The following is a 17,744-nucleotide window of genomic DNA, read 5'->3' on the forward strand; positions in this document are numbered from 1 at the left end:
TAAAAGGGTTCAGGACCGAGGTGCGGCGGCGAGCGGCCACGGGCCGCTCAGCACACGCTCGGTCCGGAAATGACGGATCAGCCAGGTCGGGCCGTCGTCGGCCGGGGCGAAATCGATCGTCAGCCGCGCGGCGATCAGCTCGGCCGTGCCATCCGCGTAGCGCGATGCCTGCAGCATGATCCAGCGACCGCGCGCGGTCGCACGATCGATGTCGACGTCGATCGCCTCCGACGTCAGGAAGTGCAGGTTCGCCGCGAAATGCGGAGCGGGCGGCAGATAGCGGCGCAGCATCGCGACGATCGCGTCCGTGCCTTCGAGACGGCCGAACTTGTGCGCGTACTGCGGACCGATGCCTTCCCATACCGCATCGGGCGTGAACAGCGCTGCGAGCGTCGCGCCGTCGCCGGCATCCTCGGGCACGTCGCACAGCGCCATGTAGCGCGTGATCGTCGCGCGCACCGCGCGTTCGGCGTCGAGCGCGGCCACGCGCCGCGCGAGTGCCTCGAGTGCTTCGATCGCGCGCGTCGAATCGGGTCCGGTCATCGCAAGCCTCACGCGGCGGGCTTCGCGGCCGGCGGCACGGTCAGCGCACGGCCGACGCGCGCCTCGATCTTGCCGTAGCGCCACAGGTTGTATTCGCCGACGGGTGTCGTGCGGTACAGGTTGCACACGGCGACCGTCGTGTCGAAGTCGGCGACGTCGGCCATGATGTAGAACGTCCACGGCGCGCCGTCGGCCTGGCCGACGACGAGGCGGTCGTCATCCATCACGCCGAGCACGCGCACGCCGGGCATGGCCTCGACGGCGGCGAGCATCGCACCGTACGCCTGCCACACTTCACCAATCTTCTCGCGCGGCAGGTCGAAGAAGTTTTGCGACACGCCGCAGCAGAACAGCACGCGCAGCGGCAGCGGATTCGAGTCGGACATATTAGGTTCTCCAGAGGAATTCGTCAGGCGCACGAACCGGCCGGTGACGGCGCGTCGGGTTCGGCTTCATGCGCGTTCATCAAAAGCTTCGGTCGATGCCGGTTACAGATAGCCGGGAAACGGCGCGACACCGGTGAACACCGCGCCCGCGCCGTCGAAGTTGCCTTCGCCGAGAAACGCGTGCTGCGTGACGACCATCGCGTCGCGCAGCAGCCGTTGCAGCGGATGCGTGCGATAGATCGCCGCCGTGCCGCCGAGCCGGTACGCGCGTTCGACGACGCTCGCGCCTTCGCGGGCGATATGCGTCGCGGCGAGTCTCAGCAGGCTGATCTGTTCGGCGGTCACGGGATTCCCGGCGAGGATCGATTGCCAGACCGAATCGGTCGCGTCGTAGAAGAACGCGCGCGCCGAGCGCAGCTGCGCCTCGGCCTTCGCGAGCTCGATGCGGTAGTACGCACGGTCGGCGAGGCGCGGTGCTCCGGTCGTCGTCTGGCGGCCGCCCGACATCCGGTTCACGACGTCGAGCGCCGCACGCGCCAGCCCGAGGTTGACCACGGCCAGCACCTGCGCTGCGTATGCGACGGTCGGGTAGCGGTACAGCGGCTCGTCGACGGTCGCCTCGCCGCCGCGCACGAAGGTCCACGCTTCGGCCACGAAGCGGTCGGCGACGCGCAGGTCGTGGCTGCCGGTGCCCTGCATCCCGACCACGCTCCAGTTCTCGACGATCTCGACGTCGGCGGCGCGGAACACGGCCGTGCGCGGCTTGTTCGGTGCGGCGTCCTGCGCGCCGGGCACCGCGATGCCGACGCCGAGCCAGTCCGCGCCCTTGCAGCCGCTCGCGAATTTCCACGTTCCGTTCACACGCCAGCCGCCCGGTGCCGCGTGCGCCGGCTGCACCGGAAACAGCCCGCCGGCGAACACCTGGTCGGGGCCGCTTGCGTACAGCTCAGCCTGCGTTTCGAGCGGCAGCGCGGCGAGATACACGTTGGCCGAGCCGAAGCTCGCGACCCACGCGGCCGACCCGTCCGCGGTCGCGATCCGCTCGATCATGTCGAGGAACGCGGTCGGCGCGAGCGCATCGCCGCCGAAGCGGCGGGGCGTGCCAGCGCGATAGATGCCGGCCTCCTTGAACAGCGCGATCACGTCGCGCGGCACGTGCGACAGGCGGTCGAATTCATCGCGGCGCGCGGCGACGGTCTCGATCACCGCATCGAGCGGCGATATCCGCGCGGCCGCTTCGCGGACCGCATGCAGCGACGGGGACGCGGCGTCGATGGCGAGGGCGGCGTTGGGCATGACTGTCTCCTGGGGATAGGGTTCGATTGCGGGGCAAGACGATGCAGCCAGTCTAGAAACGCCGAAAACACGCAGCAATTGGTGCGTAGGGCCGCGCGACTGGTGTCGCTCCGGGCCGGACTAAAGAAATCTTCAGATGCGGGCCGCGCACGCCGGTGCTATGTTGGACATCCGGCCGCGCGGCGCCGCGCGCCTTCATTCGAATCCGATCATGAGTTTTCCCGACGAAGACGATTTCCACCGGCTGCTCGATGCATTGACGACCTGCGTGCTGCTGCACGATGCGCGGACCCGCGCAATCGTGTGGGCGAACCGCGCCGCGTGCATCGCGCTCGGCTTTTCCGTCGAGGAGCTGCTGCCGCTGAAGGCGCCGGACATGACGCGTCCCGAGCCGAAATACCAGCGCGAGATCGCGGTGAGCGCATGGGATCGCGCACTCGTCGACGGGCCGCAGGTGTACGAGTGGTGCTATCGATCGCGCACGGGCGTCGACATGTTGTCGGAGGCCACCGCGACCTATGTGCCGCTGCGCGGGCGCGATGTCGTGATGGTGCAGTTCCGCGACATCAGCGCGGAAGAGGCGGTCCGCCAGCAGCTGCGCCGCTACGAGGCGCGGCTGCGCGAATTCATGCAGGATCTCGACGAAGGCATCGCGGTCGTCACGCCGGATGGCGGCGTGCAGTTCATCAGCGAGTCGGGCCGCCGCGTGCTCGAGCTCGCGCCCGACGAACCGCTCGGCGAGGTGCTCGACTACTGCTGCGAGGCCGATCGCAACCGGCTCGTCGCGCAGCTGCGCGACGCGCCGTCGGCGTATCCGTCCGCGCCGCAGCGCTACCGGATCGTGCGGCGCGACGGCTCGCCATGCTGGCTGCGCATCCTGTGCCGACAGGTCGAGATCGAAGGCGATCTCGACGGGCTGCTCGTGCAGTTCCGCGACGTCAGTGACGAAGTCGCGATCGAGGACGCGCGCCGCGCCGAGGCGCGCATGCTCGAATACGCGGGCCGCTACAACGCGATGGGCGAGATGGCGAGCGTGATCGCGCACGAGTTGAGCCAGCCGCTTGCGGCCGTGCGCAACTTCATCGAGGGCGCGGTGCAGCGGTTGAACACGCGCGGCGCCGTCGACGACGCGATCTGGGGGCTGCGCAGCGCTGATCGCCAGGCCGAGCATGCGGCGCTGATCATCAAGAGCGTGCGCGAGTTCATCGTGAAGCGCGAACCGGTCGTCGCGCTCGCCGACCTGCGCGAGATTCTCGCGGACGTCGCGTATTTCATCGAGCTGCGCGCGAAGGAGGCGGGCGTGACGGTCGAGATCGTGCAGGGCGAGGCGCCGCTGCCGATTCGCTGCGAGCGCGTGCTGATCGGGCAGGTGATCCTGAACCTTGCGTTCAACGCGATCGAGGCATTCGCTGGTTGCGAGCGTGCGCCGTGCCTGCTCACGCTCGGCACCGCGAACGTCGGCGGACACGCGGAGCTGCGCGCGATCGACAACGGGCCCGGTATCGCCGAAGGCGCGCACGATCGGCTGTTCGACGGCTTCTCGTCTTCGAAGGTCGGCGGCAACGGGATCGGGTTGTCGCTGTGCAAGAGCATCGTCACGCGTCATGGCGGGCGCATCGGCGCGAGCCCGGTCGAAGGCGGCGGGCTCGACTGCCGCGTGACGCTGCCGCTTGCCGACGCGCAAGCGTAACCGCCGCGCTTCGTCACGTACGCCACGGGTGTCACATGTGTCACCCCGGATGTCGCGTGCGTCTCGGCTGTCACATGCGTAACGAGAGCCAAGCGCATCACGGCCGGGCACCGACGCGCGGCACACGATCAGCGCCCCAGCGCCCGCGCGGTTTGACCGCCGATCCCGAAATCGGTGTTCGGGATGTCCTTGATGATCACGCGCGTCGCCTGCAACGGTGCATCGAGCACGTTCGCGGCGGCGTTCGACAGTGCGGCGATCAACGCGCGCTTTTGTTCATCGGTGCGGCCGGCGATCAGGATCGCGACGATCACCGGCAGTGAAGGCGGCGCGCCGTCGGCGGCCGTGCGTCCGCCGAGGCCGATGTGCGTCGCGGGCAATTCGGTGAGCAGCACGCGCACCGATTCGAGCGGTGCGCCGATCGCGTCGACGGTCGCACCGCTGAGCCGCGCGATCAGCTCGGCCTTGCGCGCGTCGTCATGGCCGGCGGGGAGGAAAACTTCGAGTGTGGGCATGGTCGTCCGGAAAGGTGAAGGTGCCCGGCTCACCGTTGCGCTGGCGATGGTGAACCAGTGTCCGCTCACAGGTGAAGGTCGCCGCTCACCGTTGCATTGGCGATGGCGAACGGGTGGCCGCTCAAAGGTGAAGGTGCCCGGCTCACCATTGCGTTGGCAACGGTGAACCGGCGGCCGCTTACAGCAGGAAGCCGATCGCGCTGAGCGCTTCGGTCGAATCGATCAGTCGCACGACCTTCTCGGCGATCCGCATCTCGCCGTCGGCATCGACGTGCAGCCTGTGCGTGACGTCGGCGGCGAACAGCGTCGCGGCGCCGCGCTTGTACGCGACGACGACCTGCGCGGATTTCAGCTCGACCATGCCGGCGCTGCTGCTTTCGAGCGTGAAACGCGACACGGTGCGCACCGTGCGCGCCGCGTCCGTCGCCGACGCCGAGTAACCGGACACCATCCGCTGCACGCGCTTCTCGCGCATGTCGTGGTCGTCGAATACGTAGTTCAGCGTCGCGGCGAAGTCGGTCGTGTCGGGATCGATCGGCACCACGTAATGACCGGCGGGATCCCACAGGTCGAGCCACGCGCGATAGTCGCGGCGATCCAGCATCTCGGCTTCGCGCCACACGAATTCGACTGCGCGGGCGAAGGTCTGCTCGGAAAATAGGGCGTTGCGGTCGTCCATCACTGTTGCTCCATCATCGTGCGCCATTGCTGGTACGCCTCGCGCATCCCGGTTTCGTCGGTCGCATGCGCGGTCTTTTCGCCGTTCGCGGCGGTCGTCTCGCGGTTCAGCCCGCGGTTCACGAGGATCGGCACGTCGGGCCCCGCATGCGCGCCGCGCTGCACGCGCTCCCACGCTTCCGCATCGTCGGGGCTGCCGAAGCCGAACGGGCCCTGGAAATGCTCGTGAATCCGCAGCCGTTCGCGGTTCGCTTCGTCCGGGCCGCCGTCCATCGCGAGCGCGACGTGGCGGATCTCGGTCTCGTTCGCGGAGATCGGCCGCAGCACGCGGAAGAACGCCATCGACAGCGCGAGGTTCGGGAACAGGTTCAGGTTGAAGCCGACACCCATCAGCGAGCGCACGATGCGGCGCACTTCGTCCGGCGCATGGCGCTCGGCGAGCTTTGCCGCCAGCGGCGCGAAGCGTTCGGGCAGCGGCGCGCCGTCGTCTTCGTCGAGATCGATCAGCTCGGGCATCAGCACCGCGAGGCTGTGGCCGTTGCCGAGCGCGCGGCAGAACGCGTGCTCGCTCGTCATGAAGCTCGTGATCGCGGCGGCCGTCTCGTCGTCGATCGACTTCATCCACGACTTGTGTACGACCGGGAAGTGATAGAGGTCCGTCGTGTTCTCGAGCTGGATCTTCCAGTTGCCCTTGAACTTGAACTTGTGCTCGCCGTTCGCCTTGATCGGGTAGCCGGCGCCCTGTTTCATGAACAGGTCGATCCACGGCTTCGCGCCGCCGAGGAAATCGTCGAGCGGTTCGATCGCGTCGTTGAAGCTCGCGAAGATCAGCCCCTGGTACACGCCGACGCGCAGCTTCACGAGCGGCAGGTCGCCTTTCTCGCACACGCCTTCGTAGCCGTCGCCGTACGGCAGCGCCCGCAGCGTGCCGTCGAGCGCGTACGACCAGCTGTGATACGGGCACGTGAAGCCCTTCGCGTTGCCCTTGTGCGATTCGCACACGGTCGCGCCGCGATGGCGGCAGCGGTTCTGCAGCACGTTGATCTCGCCGGTCTTGTCGCGCACGACGATCACCGGCTGACGGCCGATCGTCGTCGTGATGAAGTCGCCCGGCTTCGGCAGCTCGCTCTCGTGCGCGACCCAGATCCAGGTGCGGTAGAAAATGCGGTCGAGCTCGGCCTCGAACAGCGCGGGGTCGTGATACATCGCGGGCGCGATGCGATCGGGCTGCGCGAGACCGTGCAACGCGCGGGTGTCGATCGTCTGGTAGGAAATGTCGCTCATCGTCGTCGTGGGGAAAGAGTCGCGAAATCGGGCTGCGCGTGGGGTGCAGCGTCGGGAGACCAGTCTCGTCTTCTGCTACATATCCGTCAAATTGATCTAAAATTGATGGTCAAATAAATACGGCAAATGATGGAGGTCACGATGACATCGGTGGATCATCTCGATCTGAACCTGTTGCGGGTGTTCCAGGCGATCGTCGAGGAGCGCAGCCTGACCAAGGCGGGCGAGCGGCTCGCGCTGTCGCAGCCGGCCGTCAGCTATTCGCTCGGCCGGCTGCGCACGCTGTTCGACGATCCGTTGTTCGTGCGCACGCGCGCCGGGATGCAGCCGACGCCCGTCGCGCTCGAACTCGCGGGGATCGTCGGCAAGGCGCTCGACATGGTGCGCGTCGCGCTGCGCTATGCGGAGCGTTTCGATCCGGCGACGAGCACGCGCACGTTCCGGCTGTCGCTGTCGGACGCGGGCGAGATGGCGTATCTGCCGGCGATCTGCCAGGCGCTGCGCGAGCGTGCGCCGCGCGTGACGCTCAGCGTGCAGCCGCTGCCGGTGGAAGAGATCGAGGAGGCGCTGCGCGTGAGCCGGCTCGACTTCGCGATCGGCAACCTGCCGGAGCTGATGCCGCGCACGCGTCATCAGGTGCTGTTCGAGGAAACCTACGTGTGCATGACCGGCCGCCGGCGCGGCGTGCCGACAGGTGCGGCGCTGAGTCTCGAGCAGTTCGTGCGCGCCTCGCACGTCAATGTGAAATCGGTCGAGCACAGTCACCACGCGCTCGATGATGCGTTGCGCGCGCAGGGCGTCGGTCGCAACATCGCGCTGGAGGTGCCGCACTTCGTCGCGCTGCCGAGCGTGCTGTCGGTCACCGATCTCTATGCGACGCTGCCGAAGCGGCTCGCGCAGATCCTGAACCGCGACAACGCGTTTCGCTTGTACGAGCTGCCGGTGACGCTGCCGCCCGCGCCGGTCACGATGCACTGGCACGAGCACTTTCACGAGGACGAGGGAATCGCGTGGATGCGCGCGCTGCTCGCCGAGATCGTCGAGCGTTTCGACGAATGAAGGCTGGGGCGGTGCGCTGCGGCGGCTCCTGCGGGTCGCCGTGGCTGAGGGGGAGCCGCGAGCATCGCGGCGCATCGGTCCATCAGCGCAACACCGCAACACCGCAACACCGAAACACCGCGTCAGCGCAACACCACAACACCGCATCAGCGCAGCAAGGCAGCAACGCAGCAAAGCAGCAAAGCACTAGCGCATTAGCGCATTAGCGCACCAACGCACCAACGCGACAACACATCAGCACCTCACAGATCGAGCACGAGCACGGCCGAGCGCGCACGCGACACGCAGCAGCAGATCACGGCGTTGCTCGCGCGCTCGGCCTTGCTGAGGCAGTGGTCGCGATGATCGGGTTCGCCGTCGAGCACCGTCACCATGCAGGTGCCGCACACGCCTTCGCCGCATGACGTATCGACCTCGATGCCGATGCCGGCGAGTGCGTCGACGATCGACGTGTCGGGCGCGACGCGCACCGATTGGCCGCTGCGTTGCAGCCGCACTTCGAAGCCTTCAGCCGATGCCGAAGCGGAATTCGCAGCGGCGTCCGCCGCGGCCGGTCCGGCCGCGAAGCGTTCCAGATGGATCGCATCCTCGGGAATCCGCGTCGCCGCCGCGGTGACGACTGCATCCATGAACGGCCCAGGGCCGCACGTGTAGACATGCGCATTCGAGTCGATCGATTCGACGCAGCGCGCGAGTTCGGCCGCGAGTACAGCCGGTTCGATCCCGTAATGAAACGTCACGTGCGACGCGAACGGCTCGGCCGACAGCTCGTCGACGAAGGCCGCATGCTCGCGGCTGCGTGCGAAGTAGTGCAATCGGTAACGCGCGCCGCGTTGCACGAGCGCGTACGCCATCGACAGCAACGGCGTGATGCCGATCCCGGCTGCGATGAGAACGTGCTCGCTCGCGTCATCCGTCAGGCGAAACAGGTTGCGCGGCGCACCGATCGACAGTTCGGCGCCAACGCACACATCGTCGTGCAGCGAACGGGAGCCGCCGCGTGACTGCGCTTCCTTCTTCACCGCGAACAGATAGTTGCCGCGCTCGTCGGGGCGGCCGCACAGCGAGTATTGCCGCGTGACGCCGGACGGAGCGGTGACGTCGATATGCGCACCGGGTTCATACGCGTCGAACGGCTGGCCGTCGACGCGCGAGACCCGGAAGCAGCGGATGTCCAGCGCCGCGTCGATCAGCGCGTCGATCCGGACCTGGTGGCGGTTCGCTTGCATGGAATGTTCCGTGGGGTAGGGGAAAACCGGCGCGGCTGATGCCGCGCCGTCATGCAACCGAGAATAGGGACGGGCATCGCATAAATCAAATCGATAAAAAAGTTATGCCGGAATCAGTGGGATGGATAATCGTCGGCGGTCCGATTGTCGCCGGTCAACGTGCGGCGACCGCGTGGCCGCCGCGATGCCGACGATCGCGCGGCCGGTGCGCCGAACACGCGATCGGTGAACCGCGCGACTTCAGCGAGCGGCAATGGCGTCGCCGCCGGCGACGGCCGCATCAGCCGAAGCCGAAGCCGAAGCCGCCGCCGCATGGCCGCGCTCGCGTTCGAGACTGCGGCGGTAGTGCCGGCAGCCGAGCGTCAGCAGCAGCGCGGCGAGCGTGGCCGCCGCGACGTTGACGATCGACATCGAATGACCGACCGCTGCCGGCGCACCGAACACGCGATCGGTGAACAGCGCGACGACGGTCGTGCCGATCCCGAGCGCGATCAGATTCGACACGAGCAGGAACAGCGCGGAGATCTGCGCGCGCATCTGGTTCGGCGCGAGCGTCTGCATCGCGGCGGTCGATGTCGGCATCGGGAACGATGCGAAGAACATCGCGACGACCAGCATCGCGAGCGACGCGGGCAAGCTGTCGAGCTGCGTGAACAGCGTCGCGGGAATCACCATGCAGGCGGCGCCGATCGCGCCGGCGCGCATCGGCGCGTCGATGCGGCCGCGGCGCAGCAGCCAGTCGTTGAGCCAGCCGCCGCAGAACACGCCGGCGGTATTCGCGACGAGCAGCACGATGCCGAGCGTGTAGCCGGCCTCGACGGCCGTCATCCCGAAGCGGCGGATATAGAACGCGGGCGTCCAGCTCAGCAGGCAGTACAGCGTCATCGCGTAGAACGAGAAGCCGAGGTAGTGACACGCGAAGGTCGCGCGATGCGTGCCGACGAAGCGCAGCGAATCGCGCATCGACACGCGCCGCACGGCGCCCGAGCGATCCTGCGCGAGCCCCTTGCGCTCGGGGTCGCGCACGGTCGCCGCGAACAGCAGCGCGACGAAGAGGCCCGGCAGGCCGACGATCAGGAACGTGACCTGCCACGCATGAACCTGGCCGACGATCGGCAGCGTGAACGCGCTCGCATGCTTGAGCAGTGCGATCACGTAGCCGCCGATCAGGAACGCGACGCCGCCGCCGATGAACGAGCCGAGCGAATACACGGCGATCGCGCGACCGAGCTTCTCCTTCGGGAAGTAGTCGGCGAGCATCGAATACGCGCCGGGCGACAGCGCGGCCTCGCCGACGCCGACGCCCATCCGCGCGATGAACATCTGCACGAAATGCTGGCTCATTCCGCATGCGGCGGTCGCGACGCTCCACAGCGCGATGCCGATCGAGATGATGCGCGGGCGCGCGTAGCGGTCGGCGAGATATGCGACGGGCAGCCCCATTACCGCGTAGAACAGCGAGAACGCGAAGCCGTTGAGCAGGCTGAACTGCGTGTCGGTCAGGTGCAGGTCGCGCTTGATCGGTTCGATCATCAGGACGAGCACCTGGCGATCGACGAACGAAAAGACATACGCGAGCATGCAGATGACGACGACATACCATTCGTACGTATAGCGCTTGCCGTCGGCAGCGCGGGCCATGGGTGCGGACATGCGGATTCTCCAGGAGCGGGCGGTGGGGAAGCCGGGCGTCGGCGTCGGCCTTGCGGGCCGCGCGCCGGCCCGGCGCGAAAGCGTGCGGGTGACACGATCGGAGACGCAGCGTAGTCGGCCAAATTCGGCCGCCATAGCCGGAGTGACAGCCGCGCCACACGGACCTTTACCGGCCCGGATAAAGAAAACACCGAGGCCGTGCGCGCGAGCCGCCGCGCAGCGCACGTGCGGCGGGGCGCGCGCGCGTCATGCAGCCCGTCTATAAGCGTTATAGAGCGGATTGCGTCGACGTCCGAAATTGTCGTTCCTAGACTCGGCCCGGTTTTGATCGGCAGCGTTCGCCACCGAAGGCGAACGCGCTTCACATCACGTTTCACATCAAGCGGCGCGATGCCGACGGGCGCTGCAATTTCTACGGGACGACGCAGATGAACCATCCGAACGGGCGAGCCGACCGGCTTGCCGCACCCCTTGCCACGCTGGCGGCCGCGCTCCTGGCGAGCGCGGCGCTGCCGGCATTCGCGCAATCGAGCGTGACGCTCTACGGCCGCATCGACACGTCGATCGAATACGCGAACGCCGGGCCGAACCACGTGACGCGCATGGGCAGCGGCAACCTGTGGGCATCGCAGTGGGGCTTGAAGGGCGTCGAGGATCTCGGCGGCGGTTACGCGACGATCTTCAAGCTCGAGGACGGCTTCAACGCGGCGAGCGGCGCGCTGTCGAACAGCACTGCGCTGTTCGGTCGCGAAGCGTGGGTCGGCATCACCGGGCCGTTCGGCGGCGTGCAGTTCGGCGAGCTCTACACGATCCTGCACACGACGCTCGTCACGTACAGCCTGCCCGGGCTCGGCGCGGGTCTTGCGTGGGGCAACGCGACGAACAATTTCGTCGGCCCCGCGTTCCTGCGCGTGCGCAACTCGATGCGCTATACGTCGCCGCGCTACGCGGGTTTCATGTTGCGCGCGATGGCCGCGCGCGGCACCAACGGCGCGGCCGGCCAGCCGGCGACGCTCGGCGACACGTACGGCGCGGGGCTCAACTACGTGCGCGGCGGGTTGTCGGTCGACGTCGACTACATGCAGCAGAAGTTCAGCCCGGTAGCCGCATCGACACTCGGGGCCGCGAGCACGGCGGCGAACGGCAACTACACGCTCGGTGCGATCTCGTACGACTTCAACGTCCTCAAGGTCGCCGCGCTGTACCTGCGGCATCGCGGCGGCCCCGACGTCGCGGCCGCGATCGACAGCCAGAGCGCATATCCGCACAGCGACACGATGGAACTCAGCGCGACAGTACCGATCGGGCGGGCATCGCTGCTGCTGAGCGTCGGCCATTACCGGAAGGTCGCCGACAGCGACGGCAACGCCGATTCGTACGGCATCCGCTTCGACTATCCGCTGTCGAAGCGCACGGTGCTGTACACGGGTGCGGCGATGGTGCGCAACGGTGCGCATGCGCGCTTCGTCGTCAATGGCGCGGCCGGCGGCGGTGTTGCCGTTGCCAAGCCCGGCGCGACCGCCAGCTCGATCGTCGCGGGCATTCTCACGGCGTTCTGATCGAGGGCGGTCCGCCCCCGCTTGCGTCGTCATGCGCAGGCGGGCGGCTGCGGCGCAAGCCATGCATCGAACGGCGCTTGTCGGCCGATATCGAAGAGTTCCGTCAGCAGCGCACGCAGCCAGCGATGGCCGGGGTCCGCATCGAAGCGCCGGTGCCAGTACGCGTTGACGGCCCATTCGACGGCACCGGCGATCTCGTACAGCGTGCACGGTTGACGGGCGGCGAACGTGATCGCGATCGTCTCCGGCAGGATCAGCGCGTAATCGCCGTGTTCGAGCAGCGCCGGCACCACCATGAAGTCGGGCAGCGCCGCCCGCACGCGCGGCATCAGGCCGTGCCGCTGCAGCAACTGCATCGACTGCGGATGCGACGTCACGGCGACGAAGCGCAGCGCGTCCGGGGCGTCGCCGTCGAGCACGAAATCGTCGGGCAGCGCGACGCGCTGCGCGGTGCGACGCGGCATCAGCAGCACGCAGCGCTCGTGCAGCAGCGCGGTGCGCTGGAAATGACTCGACGCGTCCGCGAAATGCCCGAGCGCGAAGTCGATACGCCCCGATTCGAGTGCGACGTTGAGCTGGCATTCGTCGACGTGCAGCGTCTCGATCACCGCGCCCGGTGCGCGCCGGTCGAATGCTGCCAGCAGCGTCGGCAGGAACGCGCTCGCCGCGAAATCGCTCATGTGCAGCCGGAACACGCGTTGCGTGGTGTCCGGCGCGAAGCGCGAACCTTCGTCGAGCACGTGCTGCAGGATCGCGAGCGCCTTGTCCACCGAACCCGCGAGCCGCTGCGCGCGCGGCGTCGGCTCGACGCCGGTGCCCGTGCGCACGAACAGCGCGTCGCGAAACATCAGCCGCAGCCTTCCGAGCGCATAGCTGACGGACGGCTGCGTGACGCCGAGCCGCAACGCCGCACGGCCGACGTGCCGTTCTTCGTACACCGCGCGAAACGTCTTCAACAGGTTCAGGTCGAGGTCCTGCACGCGCAGGCCGTCAGGCGCGTCCGCATCATGCGGCGCGGGATCGGAGCGAGCCGGCGCTCGGCCGGGGGCGGCGTGTGTCATGGTGCTTGCCTCGCGGTGACGGAAGGCGGGTGGCCGTAACGCCGCGCATACGCCTTCGCGAAATGGCCGAAGCCGTGGATGCCGTGCGCGATCAGCACGTCCGTCACGCTGCGCGCATCGCCGCGTTGCAGCGCCGCGTGCACCGCGGCCAGCCGGCGTTCGCGCACGTAAGCGGCCGGCGTGGTGTTCAGGAACGCGCGGAACGCATGCTGCAGCGTGCGCGGCGCGACGCCTGCAACGGCTGCGAGCGCATCGAGCGCGAGCGGTTCGCCGAGATGCGCGTCGACGTGGTGGCAGGCGCGGCGTACGTGCGCGGGCAGCGGCGGCGGCGTGCCGCGCGCGAGCGCGTCGCTGTACGAATGCGGCAGATGCGTGAGCAGCAGCGACATCAGCCACGCGGTCAGATCGGCGCCGAACGTCGCCGCCGACGTGCCGATGCGCGGCTGCACGCCGAGCCGGCACAGGTATTCGAAAGTGGGCAGCATTAGCGCGGCGCCTGCGCCATTGCCACCGGCCGCGAGTTCGAACTGCAGCGGCCGCGTGAGTGTCGCGTGCAGCATGTCCTGCAGCTTGCGCTCCAGTGCGCCGCGCTCGAGCCGCAGCACCAGGTTGCGGCAATCGGGGCTGGTGCTCAGGCGGCTCGCGAGCGCCGGCGACGACACGGTCAGCTCGCCCGGCCCGGCGCGGGCCACCGTCTGGCCGGCCTGCAGCTCGCAGGCGCCCGCCAGCGTCAGCCGGAACAGGAAATGCCCGGCATCGTCGCCGAAATCGATGCGTGTCTCACGGCCGTAGCAGAGCTCGAGCAGCGCGCCGTGATGCAGCGGCACTTCGTATAGCTCCGCATGAAACGGAGCGCGGCCGTGCGTGGCCATCCGGTGCGGCCCGAGCCGATGCGCGACCGCGCGTTCGACTTCGTCGGGCGCATGCAGCGTGCCGAGCCGGTTCGGCGCATGTCGGGAGAGGGCGATATCCATGCGGTGGCCTCGTGTCGGATGCGTTGATGGGGCGCGGCGCCGTGCGTGCCGCCGCGATTGCGTTGCGCGAACGGGCGTGCCGTTGCGCGTTTTGAAGCGACGTGTTGCGTGCCGCCGCGTAGTCTCGACACCACTCACTCAACGGGAGGCAACGATGAAGGTATGTGTACTGGGCGGCGGCCACGGCTGCCATGCGGCGGCGATCGACCTGTTCGAGAAGGGCCACGACGTGACGTGGTGGCGGCGCGACCGTGAACCGCATGCGCGGCTGCGCGAGCTCGGGGCATTGCACGTGACCGACTACCGCGGCAAGCGCGCGGTGCCGCTCTGCGACGCCCGCGGCGCGATCCGCATGACCGACGATCTCGCGGCCGCCTTGCGCGGCGCGCGGCTCGTCGTGGTACCGCTGCCGGCCGTCTCGCACGACGCGCTCGCCGCGCAGGTCGCGCCGCTGCTCGAAGACGGCCAGGTCGTGTTTCTGCCGCCCGGCACGTTCGGCAGCGTCGTGTTCGCACGCGCGGCGGCCGATGCGGGCAACCATACGCGCGTCGCGTACGCCGAGACCGGCACGCTGCCGTACCTCGTGCGCAAGCACGGCGACAACGACGTCGTGATCAGCGCATACGCGACGCGCCTGCCGACCGGTGTGTTTCCCGCGAACGCGGCCGACTGGGCATTCGACGTGCTGCGTGCGGGGTATCCGTCGGTCGAGCCGGTCGAGGATGCATTGTCCGGCGCACTGATGAACGCGGGCCCGGTGATCCATCCGCCGCTGATCCTGATGAACGCCGGGCCGCTCGAACACTTCGACGCGTGGGACATCCACAACGAAGGCACGCAACCGTCGATCCGCCGCGTGACCAACGCGCTCGATGCCGAACGCATCGCCGTGCGCGAAGCGCTCGGCTACCGCGCGCCGCATTTCCCGCTCGCGGACCATTACGCGACCGACGGCGACGAATGGATGTATGGGCGCGGCGCGCACGGCAAGCTGACCGACAGCGGCGACTGGCGCGAGAAGATCGATTTGCGCACGCATCGCTACATGCTCGAAGACACCCGGCTCGGGCTGTCGTTCATCGTGTCGTGCGGACGCTGGACGAACGTGCCGACGCCGGTTGCGCAGGGGCTGTTGAGCGTAGCGTCGGCGGTGACCGGCCGCGACCTGTATGCGGAAGGACGCACGCTCGACGGGCTCGGCCTTGCCGCGTTGTCGCGCGACGCGATGCGCACGCTGCTCGATGCGGGGTACCGAGCATGACGGCCGCCGCCGACGTGATACGCGTGCACGTGCTCGGTGCGGGCCGCATGGGACAGGGGATCGCGCTCGTGTTCGCATTCGCGGGCCTCGACGTGACGCTGATCGACTTCAAGCCGCGCGACGCGCAAGGATGGCGCGCATTCGAAGAGCGTACGCGTGACGAACTCGTGCGGCCGTTGCATGCGCAGGTCGAGCTGGGCCGCATCGATGCCGCGCAGGCGGAAGCCGTCGTCGCACGCATCGCGGTGGTTGCACGCGACGACGCGGCGGCTGCCGTGCGTGACGCCGGCATCGTTTTCGAAGCATTGCCCGAAGTGCTCGACGCGAAGGCCGACGCGCTGCGCTGGCTCGGCGCGCATGTCGATGCGCACGCAACTATCTCGTCGACGACGTCCACGTTCGTCGTCACCGAGTTGCAGCGCCATGTCGCGCACCCCGAACGGATGCTGAATGCGCACTGGTTGAACCCCGCGCTGCTGATGCCGCTCGTCGAGGTCAGCCGCAGCGACGCAACCGACCCGCGGGTCGTCGAGGCGCTGGCCGCGTTGCTGGAGCGCGTCGGCAAGAAGCCGGTGATCTGCGGGCCCGCGCCCGGCTACATCGTGCCGCGGATCCAGGCGCTTGCGATGAACGAGGCCGCGCGAATGGTCGAGGAGGGTGTCGCGAGCGCGGAGGACATCGACACGGCCGTCCGCACCGGCTTCGGCCCGCGCTTCGCGGTGCTCGGGTTGCTCGAGTTCATCGACTGGGGCGGGTGCGACATCCTGTACTACGCGTCGACCTACCTCGCGGGCGAGATCGGCCCGCGCTTCGCACCGGCCGACAGTGTCGTGCGCAACATGGAGGCCGGGCGCGACGGGGTGCGCACCGGTGCCGGGTTCCACGACTATGCGCAGGTCGATGTGCCAGCCTGCATGCGCCAACGGCTCGGCGAGTTCGCGCGGCTGCTCGACCATCTCGGGCTCGCGCCCGAATTCGACGGCGCGCGGCGCGAGCGCGCCACGTGAACGTCGCACGGCGCGCGGCAGCACGGTCATGCCGCGTCGCCACGCGTCTCCGCGGCAGCGGCAGCGCCGGCGGATTCGGCACGCGTGGTGCGGGTCTCGCGCATCACGCACAGCGTGCCGACCGTCACGAGGCCGAGCGCGATGAGGAACAGCGACACCGGCCACGATGCGTGATAGCGCGCGAGCAGCGCGGTCGCGATCAGCGGCGACATCCCGCCCGCGAAGATCGACGCGACTTCATGGCCGAGCGCGACGCCCGAATAGCGCACCTCGGTGCTGAACAGTTCGCCGACCAGCGCGGGCAGCGTGCCGATCATCGCACCGTGGCTCACCGCCGTGCCGACCGTCAGCGCGAGCCAGACGAGCGGCGTCACGCGGGTGTCGAGCAGCCAGAAGAACGGAAACGCGCACGCGACGAGGCTCAACGCGCCGATCAGGTACACGGGCTTGCGGCCGATCCGGTCGGACAGCCGGCCCCACGCGAGCATCGCGCCCATCTCGACGATCATCGCGATCATCACGCCGGTCAGCATCACGCCGTTCGGGATGCCGACGTATTTGCCGTAGACGAGCGAGAACGCGAGGAAGATGTACGCACCGCCGTTTTCGGCGACGCGCAGCCCCATCGCGAGCAGGATTTCCTTCGGATGGCGGCGGATGCACTCGACGATCGGCAGATGCGTGTGCGCGCCGCGCTTGCCGGCTTGCTCGTAGTCGCGGCTTTCCGGCAGGTGACGGCGGATGTAGATGCCGATCGCGAAGATCGCGATGCTGGCGAGGAACGGCAGCCGCCAGCCCCACGTGCGGAACGCGTCGTCGGGCAGCGCCTGCGCGGCGAGGAACGCGGCCGACGACAGCACGAAGCCGCCGCCAACGCCGAGCTGGCTCCACGCGGCATAGTAGCCGCGCTGCTCGGGCGGCGCGTTCTCGCTGATCATCAGCACGCCGCCGCCCCATTCGCCGCCGGACGCGACGCCTTGCAGCAGCCGCAGCGCGACGAGCGCGGCCGGCGCCCACAGGCCGACCTGCGCGTAGGTCGGGAGCAGGCCGATCGCGAACGTCGACGCGCCCATGATCAGCAGCGTCCACACGAGCGACGCCTTGCGCCCGTAGCGGTCGCCGACGTGCCCGAACACGATCCCGCCGAGCGGCCGCGCGACGAAGCCGAGCGCGAACGCGGCGAATGCCGCGAGACTGCCCGCGAGCGGCGACGCACCGGGCGGAAAGAACACGTGGCCGAACACCAGCGCGGCAGCCGTGCCGTAGACGAAGAAGTCGTACCACTCCATCGCGTTGCCGGCGACGGAGGCAATGACGATCCGGCGAAGCTGCCGGTCGGCGAGCGGCCGGGCGGCGCTCGGGGACTGCACGGTGTCGGTCGGGTACATGGCGGACTCTGAAGGGGGGGCGGGCGCGTGCCGTCTCGCTGGAACGCATGCGGCACTGCGGGCTAGTGTTGTCGGCACCGTGCCCCCGGTCAAATCCGCAGAAAAAGGGGAGTGTCATCACTCTCGCAAATGACGTCGCGGCGCGCGCGGCCGTGCCCGCG

The 17,744-nt window shown here is 68.6% G+C and carries 16 protein-coding genes; 5 read left to right on the top strand and 11 right to left on the bottom strand.

Features of this window, described 5'->3' with window-relative positions; genetic code table 11:
- Window positions 1-9 precede the first annotated feature (9 nt).
- The 3 genes from C7H84_RS07750 to C7H84_RS07760 all read right to left on the bottom strand — a co-directional run bounded on the left by C7H84_RS07750 (window position 10) and on the right by C7H84_RS07760 (window position 2,225).
- A complete protein-coding gene (locus tag C7H84_RS07750) occupies window positions 10-543 on the bottom strand; it encodes a nuclear transport factor 2 family protein (RefSeq protein WP_121858244.1) in 534 nt (177 codons plus the stop codon).
- Between the two features lie 8 nt (window positions 544-551).
- Window positions 552-929 (bottom strand): hypothetical protein, encoded by a 378-nt coding sequence (locus C7H84_RS07755; protein ID WP_011356094.1) that lies wholly within the window; start codon window positions 927-929, stop codon window positions 552-554.
- 102 nt (window positions 930-1,031) lie between these two features.
- Window positions 1,032-2,225, bottom strand: coding sequence for an acyl-CoA dehydrogenase family protein (locus C7H84_RS07760; RefSeq protein ID WP_121858245.1), 1,194 nt, complete (start codon window positions 2,223-2,225; stop codon window positions 1,032-1,034).
- A 136-nt stretch (window positions 2,226-2,361) separates the two neighbouring features.
- Here C7H84_RS07760 and C7H84_RS07765 point away from each other — a divergent pair, with 136 nt between their 5' ends.
- The gene (locus C7H84_RS07765) at window positions 2,362-3,915 is read left to right on the top strand and encodes an ATP-binding protein (protein ID WP_121858246.1); all 1,554 of its coding nucleotides are present in this window, start codon (window positions 2,362-2,364) and stop codon (window positions 3,913-3,915) included.
- 128 nt (window positions 3,916-4,043) lie between these two features.
- On the opposite strand, the gene C7H84_RS07770 is transcribed toward C7H84_RS07765, so the two are convergent.
- The 3 genes from C7H84_RS07770 to C7H84_RS07780 form a co-directional block, all read right to left on the bottom strand.
- Entirely contained in the window at window positions 4,044-4,430 is a 387-nt protein-coding gene (locus tag C7H84_RS07770; RefSeq protein ID WP_121858247.1) for a 2-hydroxymuconate tautomerase family protein, read from the bottom strand.
- Between the two features lie 178 nt (window positions 4,431-4,608).
- The gene (locus C7H84_RS07775) at window positions 4,609-5,112 is read right to left on the bottom strand and encodes an aromatic-ring-hydroxylating dioxygenase subunit beta (protein WP_121858248.1); all 504 of its coding nucleotides are present in this window, start codon (window positions 5,110-5,112) and stop codon (window positions 4,609-4,611) included.
- Window positions 5,109-6,392: an aromatic ring-hydroxylating dioxygenase subunit alpha gene (locus C7H84_RS07780; RefSeq protein ID WP_121858249.1), complete on the bottom strand. Its 1,284-nt coding sequence runs from the start codon at window positions 6,390-6,392 to the stop codon at window positions 5,109-5,111. The genes C7H84_RS07775 and C7H84_RS07780 overlap by 4 nt, the downstream gene beginning before the upstream one ends.
- A 141-nt stretch (window positions 6,393-6,533) precedes the next feature.
- Here C7H84_RS07780 and C7H84_RS07785 point away from each other — a divergent pair, with 141 nt between their 5' ends.
- The gene (locus tag C7H84_RS07785; RefSeq protein WP_121858309.1) at window positions 6,534-7,451 is read left to right on the top strand and encodes a LysR family transcriptional regulator; all 918 of its coding nucleotides are present in this window, start codon (window positions 6,534-6,536) and stop codon (window positions 7,449-7,451) included.
- A gap of 242 nt (window positions 7,452-7,693) precedes the next feature.
- Here C7H84_RS07785 and C7H84_RS07790 read toward each other — a convergent pair whose 3' ends face one another.
- Window positions 7,694-8,680: a PDR/VanB family oxidoreductase gene (locus C7H84_RS07790; RefSeq protein WP_121858250.1), complete on the bottom strand. Its 987-nt coding sequence runs from the start codon at window positions 8,678-8,680 to the stop codon at window positions 7,694-7,696.
- A 240-nt stretch (window positions 8,681-8,920) separates the two neighbouring features.
- The gene (locus C7H84_RS07795; protein WP_121858251.1) at window positions 8,921-10,333 is read right to left on the bottom strand and encodes an MFS transporter; all 1,413 of its coding nucleotides are present in this window, start codon (window positions 10,331-10,333) and stop codon (window positions 8,921-8,923) included.
- A gap of 428 nt (window positions 10,334-10,761) precedes the next feature.
- Here C7H84_RS07795 and C7H84_RS07800 point away from each other — a divergent pair, with 428 nt between their 5' ends.
- Window positions 10,762-11,892, top strand: coding sequence for a porin (locus C7H84_RS07800; protein ID WP_121858252.1), 1,131 nt, complete (start codon window positions 10,762-10,764; stop codon window positions 11,890-11,892).
- A gap of 29 nt (window positions 11,893-11,921) precedes the next feature.
- On the opposite strand, the gene C7H84_RS07805 is transcribed toward C7H84_RS07800, so the two are convergent.
- Window positions 11,922-12,953, bottom strand: a complete 1,032-nt coding sequence (locus C7H84_RS07805) for a LysR family transcriptional regulator (protein WP_121858253.1) — start codon at window positions 12,951-12,953, stop codon at window positions 11,922-11,924.
- Entirely contained in the window at window positions 12,950-13,927 is a 978-nt protein-coding gene (locus tag C7H84_RS07810; RefSeq protein WP_121858254.1) for an AraC family transcriptional regulator, read from the bottom strand. The genes C7H84_RS07805 and C7H84_RS07810 overlap by 4 nt, the downstream gene beginning before the upstream one ends.
- A gap of 154 nt (window positions 13,928-14,081) precedes the next feature.
- Here C7H84_RS07810 and C7H84_RS07815 point away from each other — a divergent pair, with 154 nt between their 5' ends.
- Window positions 14,082-15,188, top strand: coding sequence for an NAD/NADP-dependent octopine/nopaline dehydrogenase family protein (locus C7H84_RS07815; protein WP_121858255.1), 1,107 nt, complete (start codon window positions 14,082-14,084; stop codon window positions 15,186-15,188).
- Window positions 15,185-16,195 carry a 3-hydroxybutyryl-CoA dehydrogenase gene (locus tag C7H84_RS07820; RefSeq protein ID WP_121858256.1) on the top strand — a complete coding sequence of 337 codons (1,011 nt, stop codon included), beginning with the start codon at window positions 15,185-15,187 and terminating at the stop codon, window positions 16,193-16,195. Before C7H84_RS07815 ends, C7H84_RS07820 begins: the two co-directional genes overlap by 4 nt.
- Before the next feature lie 26 nt (window positions 16,196-16,221).
- Here C7H84_RS07820 and C7H84_RS07825 read toward each other — a convergent pair whose 3' ends face one another.
- Window positions 16,222-17,583 carry an MFS transporter gene (locus tag C7H84_RS07825; RefSeq protein WP_121858257.1) on the bottom strand — a complete coding sequence of 454 codons (1,362 nt, stop codon included), beginning with the start codon at window positions 17,581-17,583 and terminating at the stop codon, window positions 16,222-16,224.
- Between the last annotated feature and the right edge of the window lie 161 nt (window positions 17,584-17,744).

Source organism: Burkholderia sp. Nafp2/4-1b, assembly GCF_003635165.1.
Lineage (GTDB): Bacteria > Pseudomonadota > Gammaproteobacteria > Burkholderiales > Burkholderiaceae > Burkholderia.

Coding starts and splice junctions, on each gene's coding strand:
- C7H84_RS07770 (WP_121858247.1), bottom strand. CDS start 4,430: ATGCCCACACTCGAAGTTTTCCTCCCCGCCGGCCATGACGACGCGCGC.
- C7H84_RS07825 (WP_121858257.1), bottom strand. CDS start 17,583: ATGTACCCGACCGACACCGTGCAGTCCCCGAGCGCCGCCCGGCCGCTC.
- C7H84_RS07755 (WP_011356094.1), bottom strand. CDS start 929: ATGTCCGACTCGAATCCGCTGCCGCTGCGCGTGCTGTTCTGCTGCGGC.
- C7H84_RS07790 (WP_121858250.1), bottom strand. CDS start 8,680: ATGCAAGCGAACCGCCACCAGGTCCGGATCGACGCGCTGATCGACGCG.
- C7H84_RS07805 (WP_121858253.1), bottom strand. CDS start 12,953: ATGACACACGCCGCCCCCGGCCGAGCGCCGGCTCGCTCCGATCCCGCG.
- C7H84_RS07795 (WP_121858251.1), bottom strand. CDS start 10,333: ATGTCCGCACCCATGGCCCGCGCTGCCGACGGCAAGCGCTATACGTAC.
- C7H84_RS07820 (WP_121858256.1), top strand. CDS start 15,185: ATGACGGCCGCCGCCGACGTGATACGCGTGCACGTGCTCGGTGCGGGC.
- C7H84_RS07785 (WP_121858309.1), top strand. CDS start 6,534: ATGACATCGGTGGATCATCTCGATCTGAACCTGTTGCGGGTGTTCCAG.
- C7H84_RS07810 (WP_121858254.1), bottom strand. CDS start 13,927: ATGGATATCGCCCTCTCCCGACATGCGCCGAACCGGCTCGGCACGCTG.
- C7H84_RS07765 (WP_121858246.1), top strand. CDS start 2,362: ATGCGGGCCGCGCACGCCGGTGCTATGTTGGACATCCGGCCGCGCGGC.
- C7H84_RS07750 (WP_121858244.1), bottom strand. CDS start 543: ATGACCGGACCCGATTCGACGCGCGCGATCGAAGCACTCGAGGCACTC.
- C7H84_RS07760 (WP_121858245.1), bottom strand. CDS start 2,225: ATGCCCAACGCCGCCCTCGCCATCGACGCCGCGTCCCCGTCGCTGCAT.
- C7H84_RS07815 (WP_121858255.1), top strand. CDS start 14,082: ATGAAGGTATGTGTACTGGGCGGCGGCCACGGCTGCCATGCGGCGGCG.
- C7H84_RS07780 (WP_121858249.1), bottom strand. CDS start 6,392: ATGAGCGACATTTCCTACCAGACGATCGACACCCGCGCGTTGCACGGT.
- C7H84_RS07800 (WP_121858252.1), top strand. CDS start 10,762: ATGAACCATCCGAACGGGCGAGCCGACCGGCTTGCCGCACCCCTTGCC.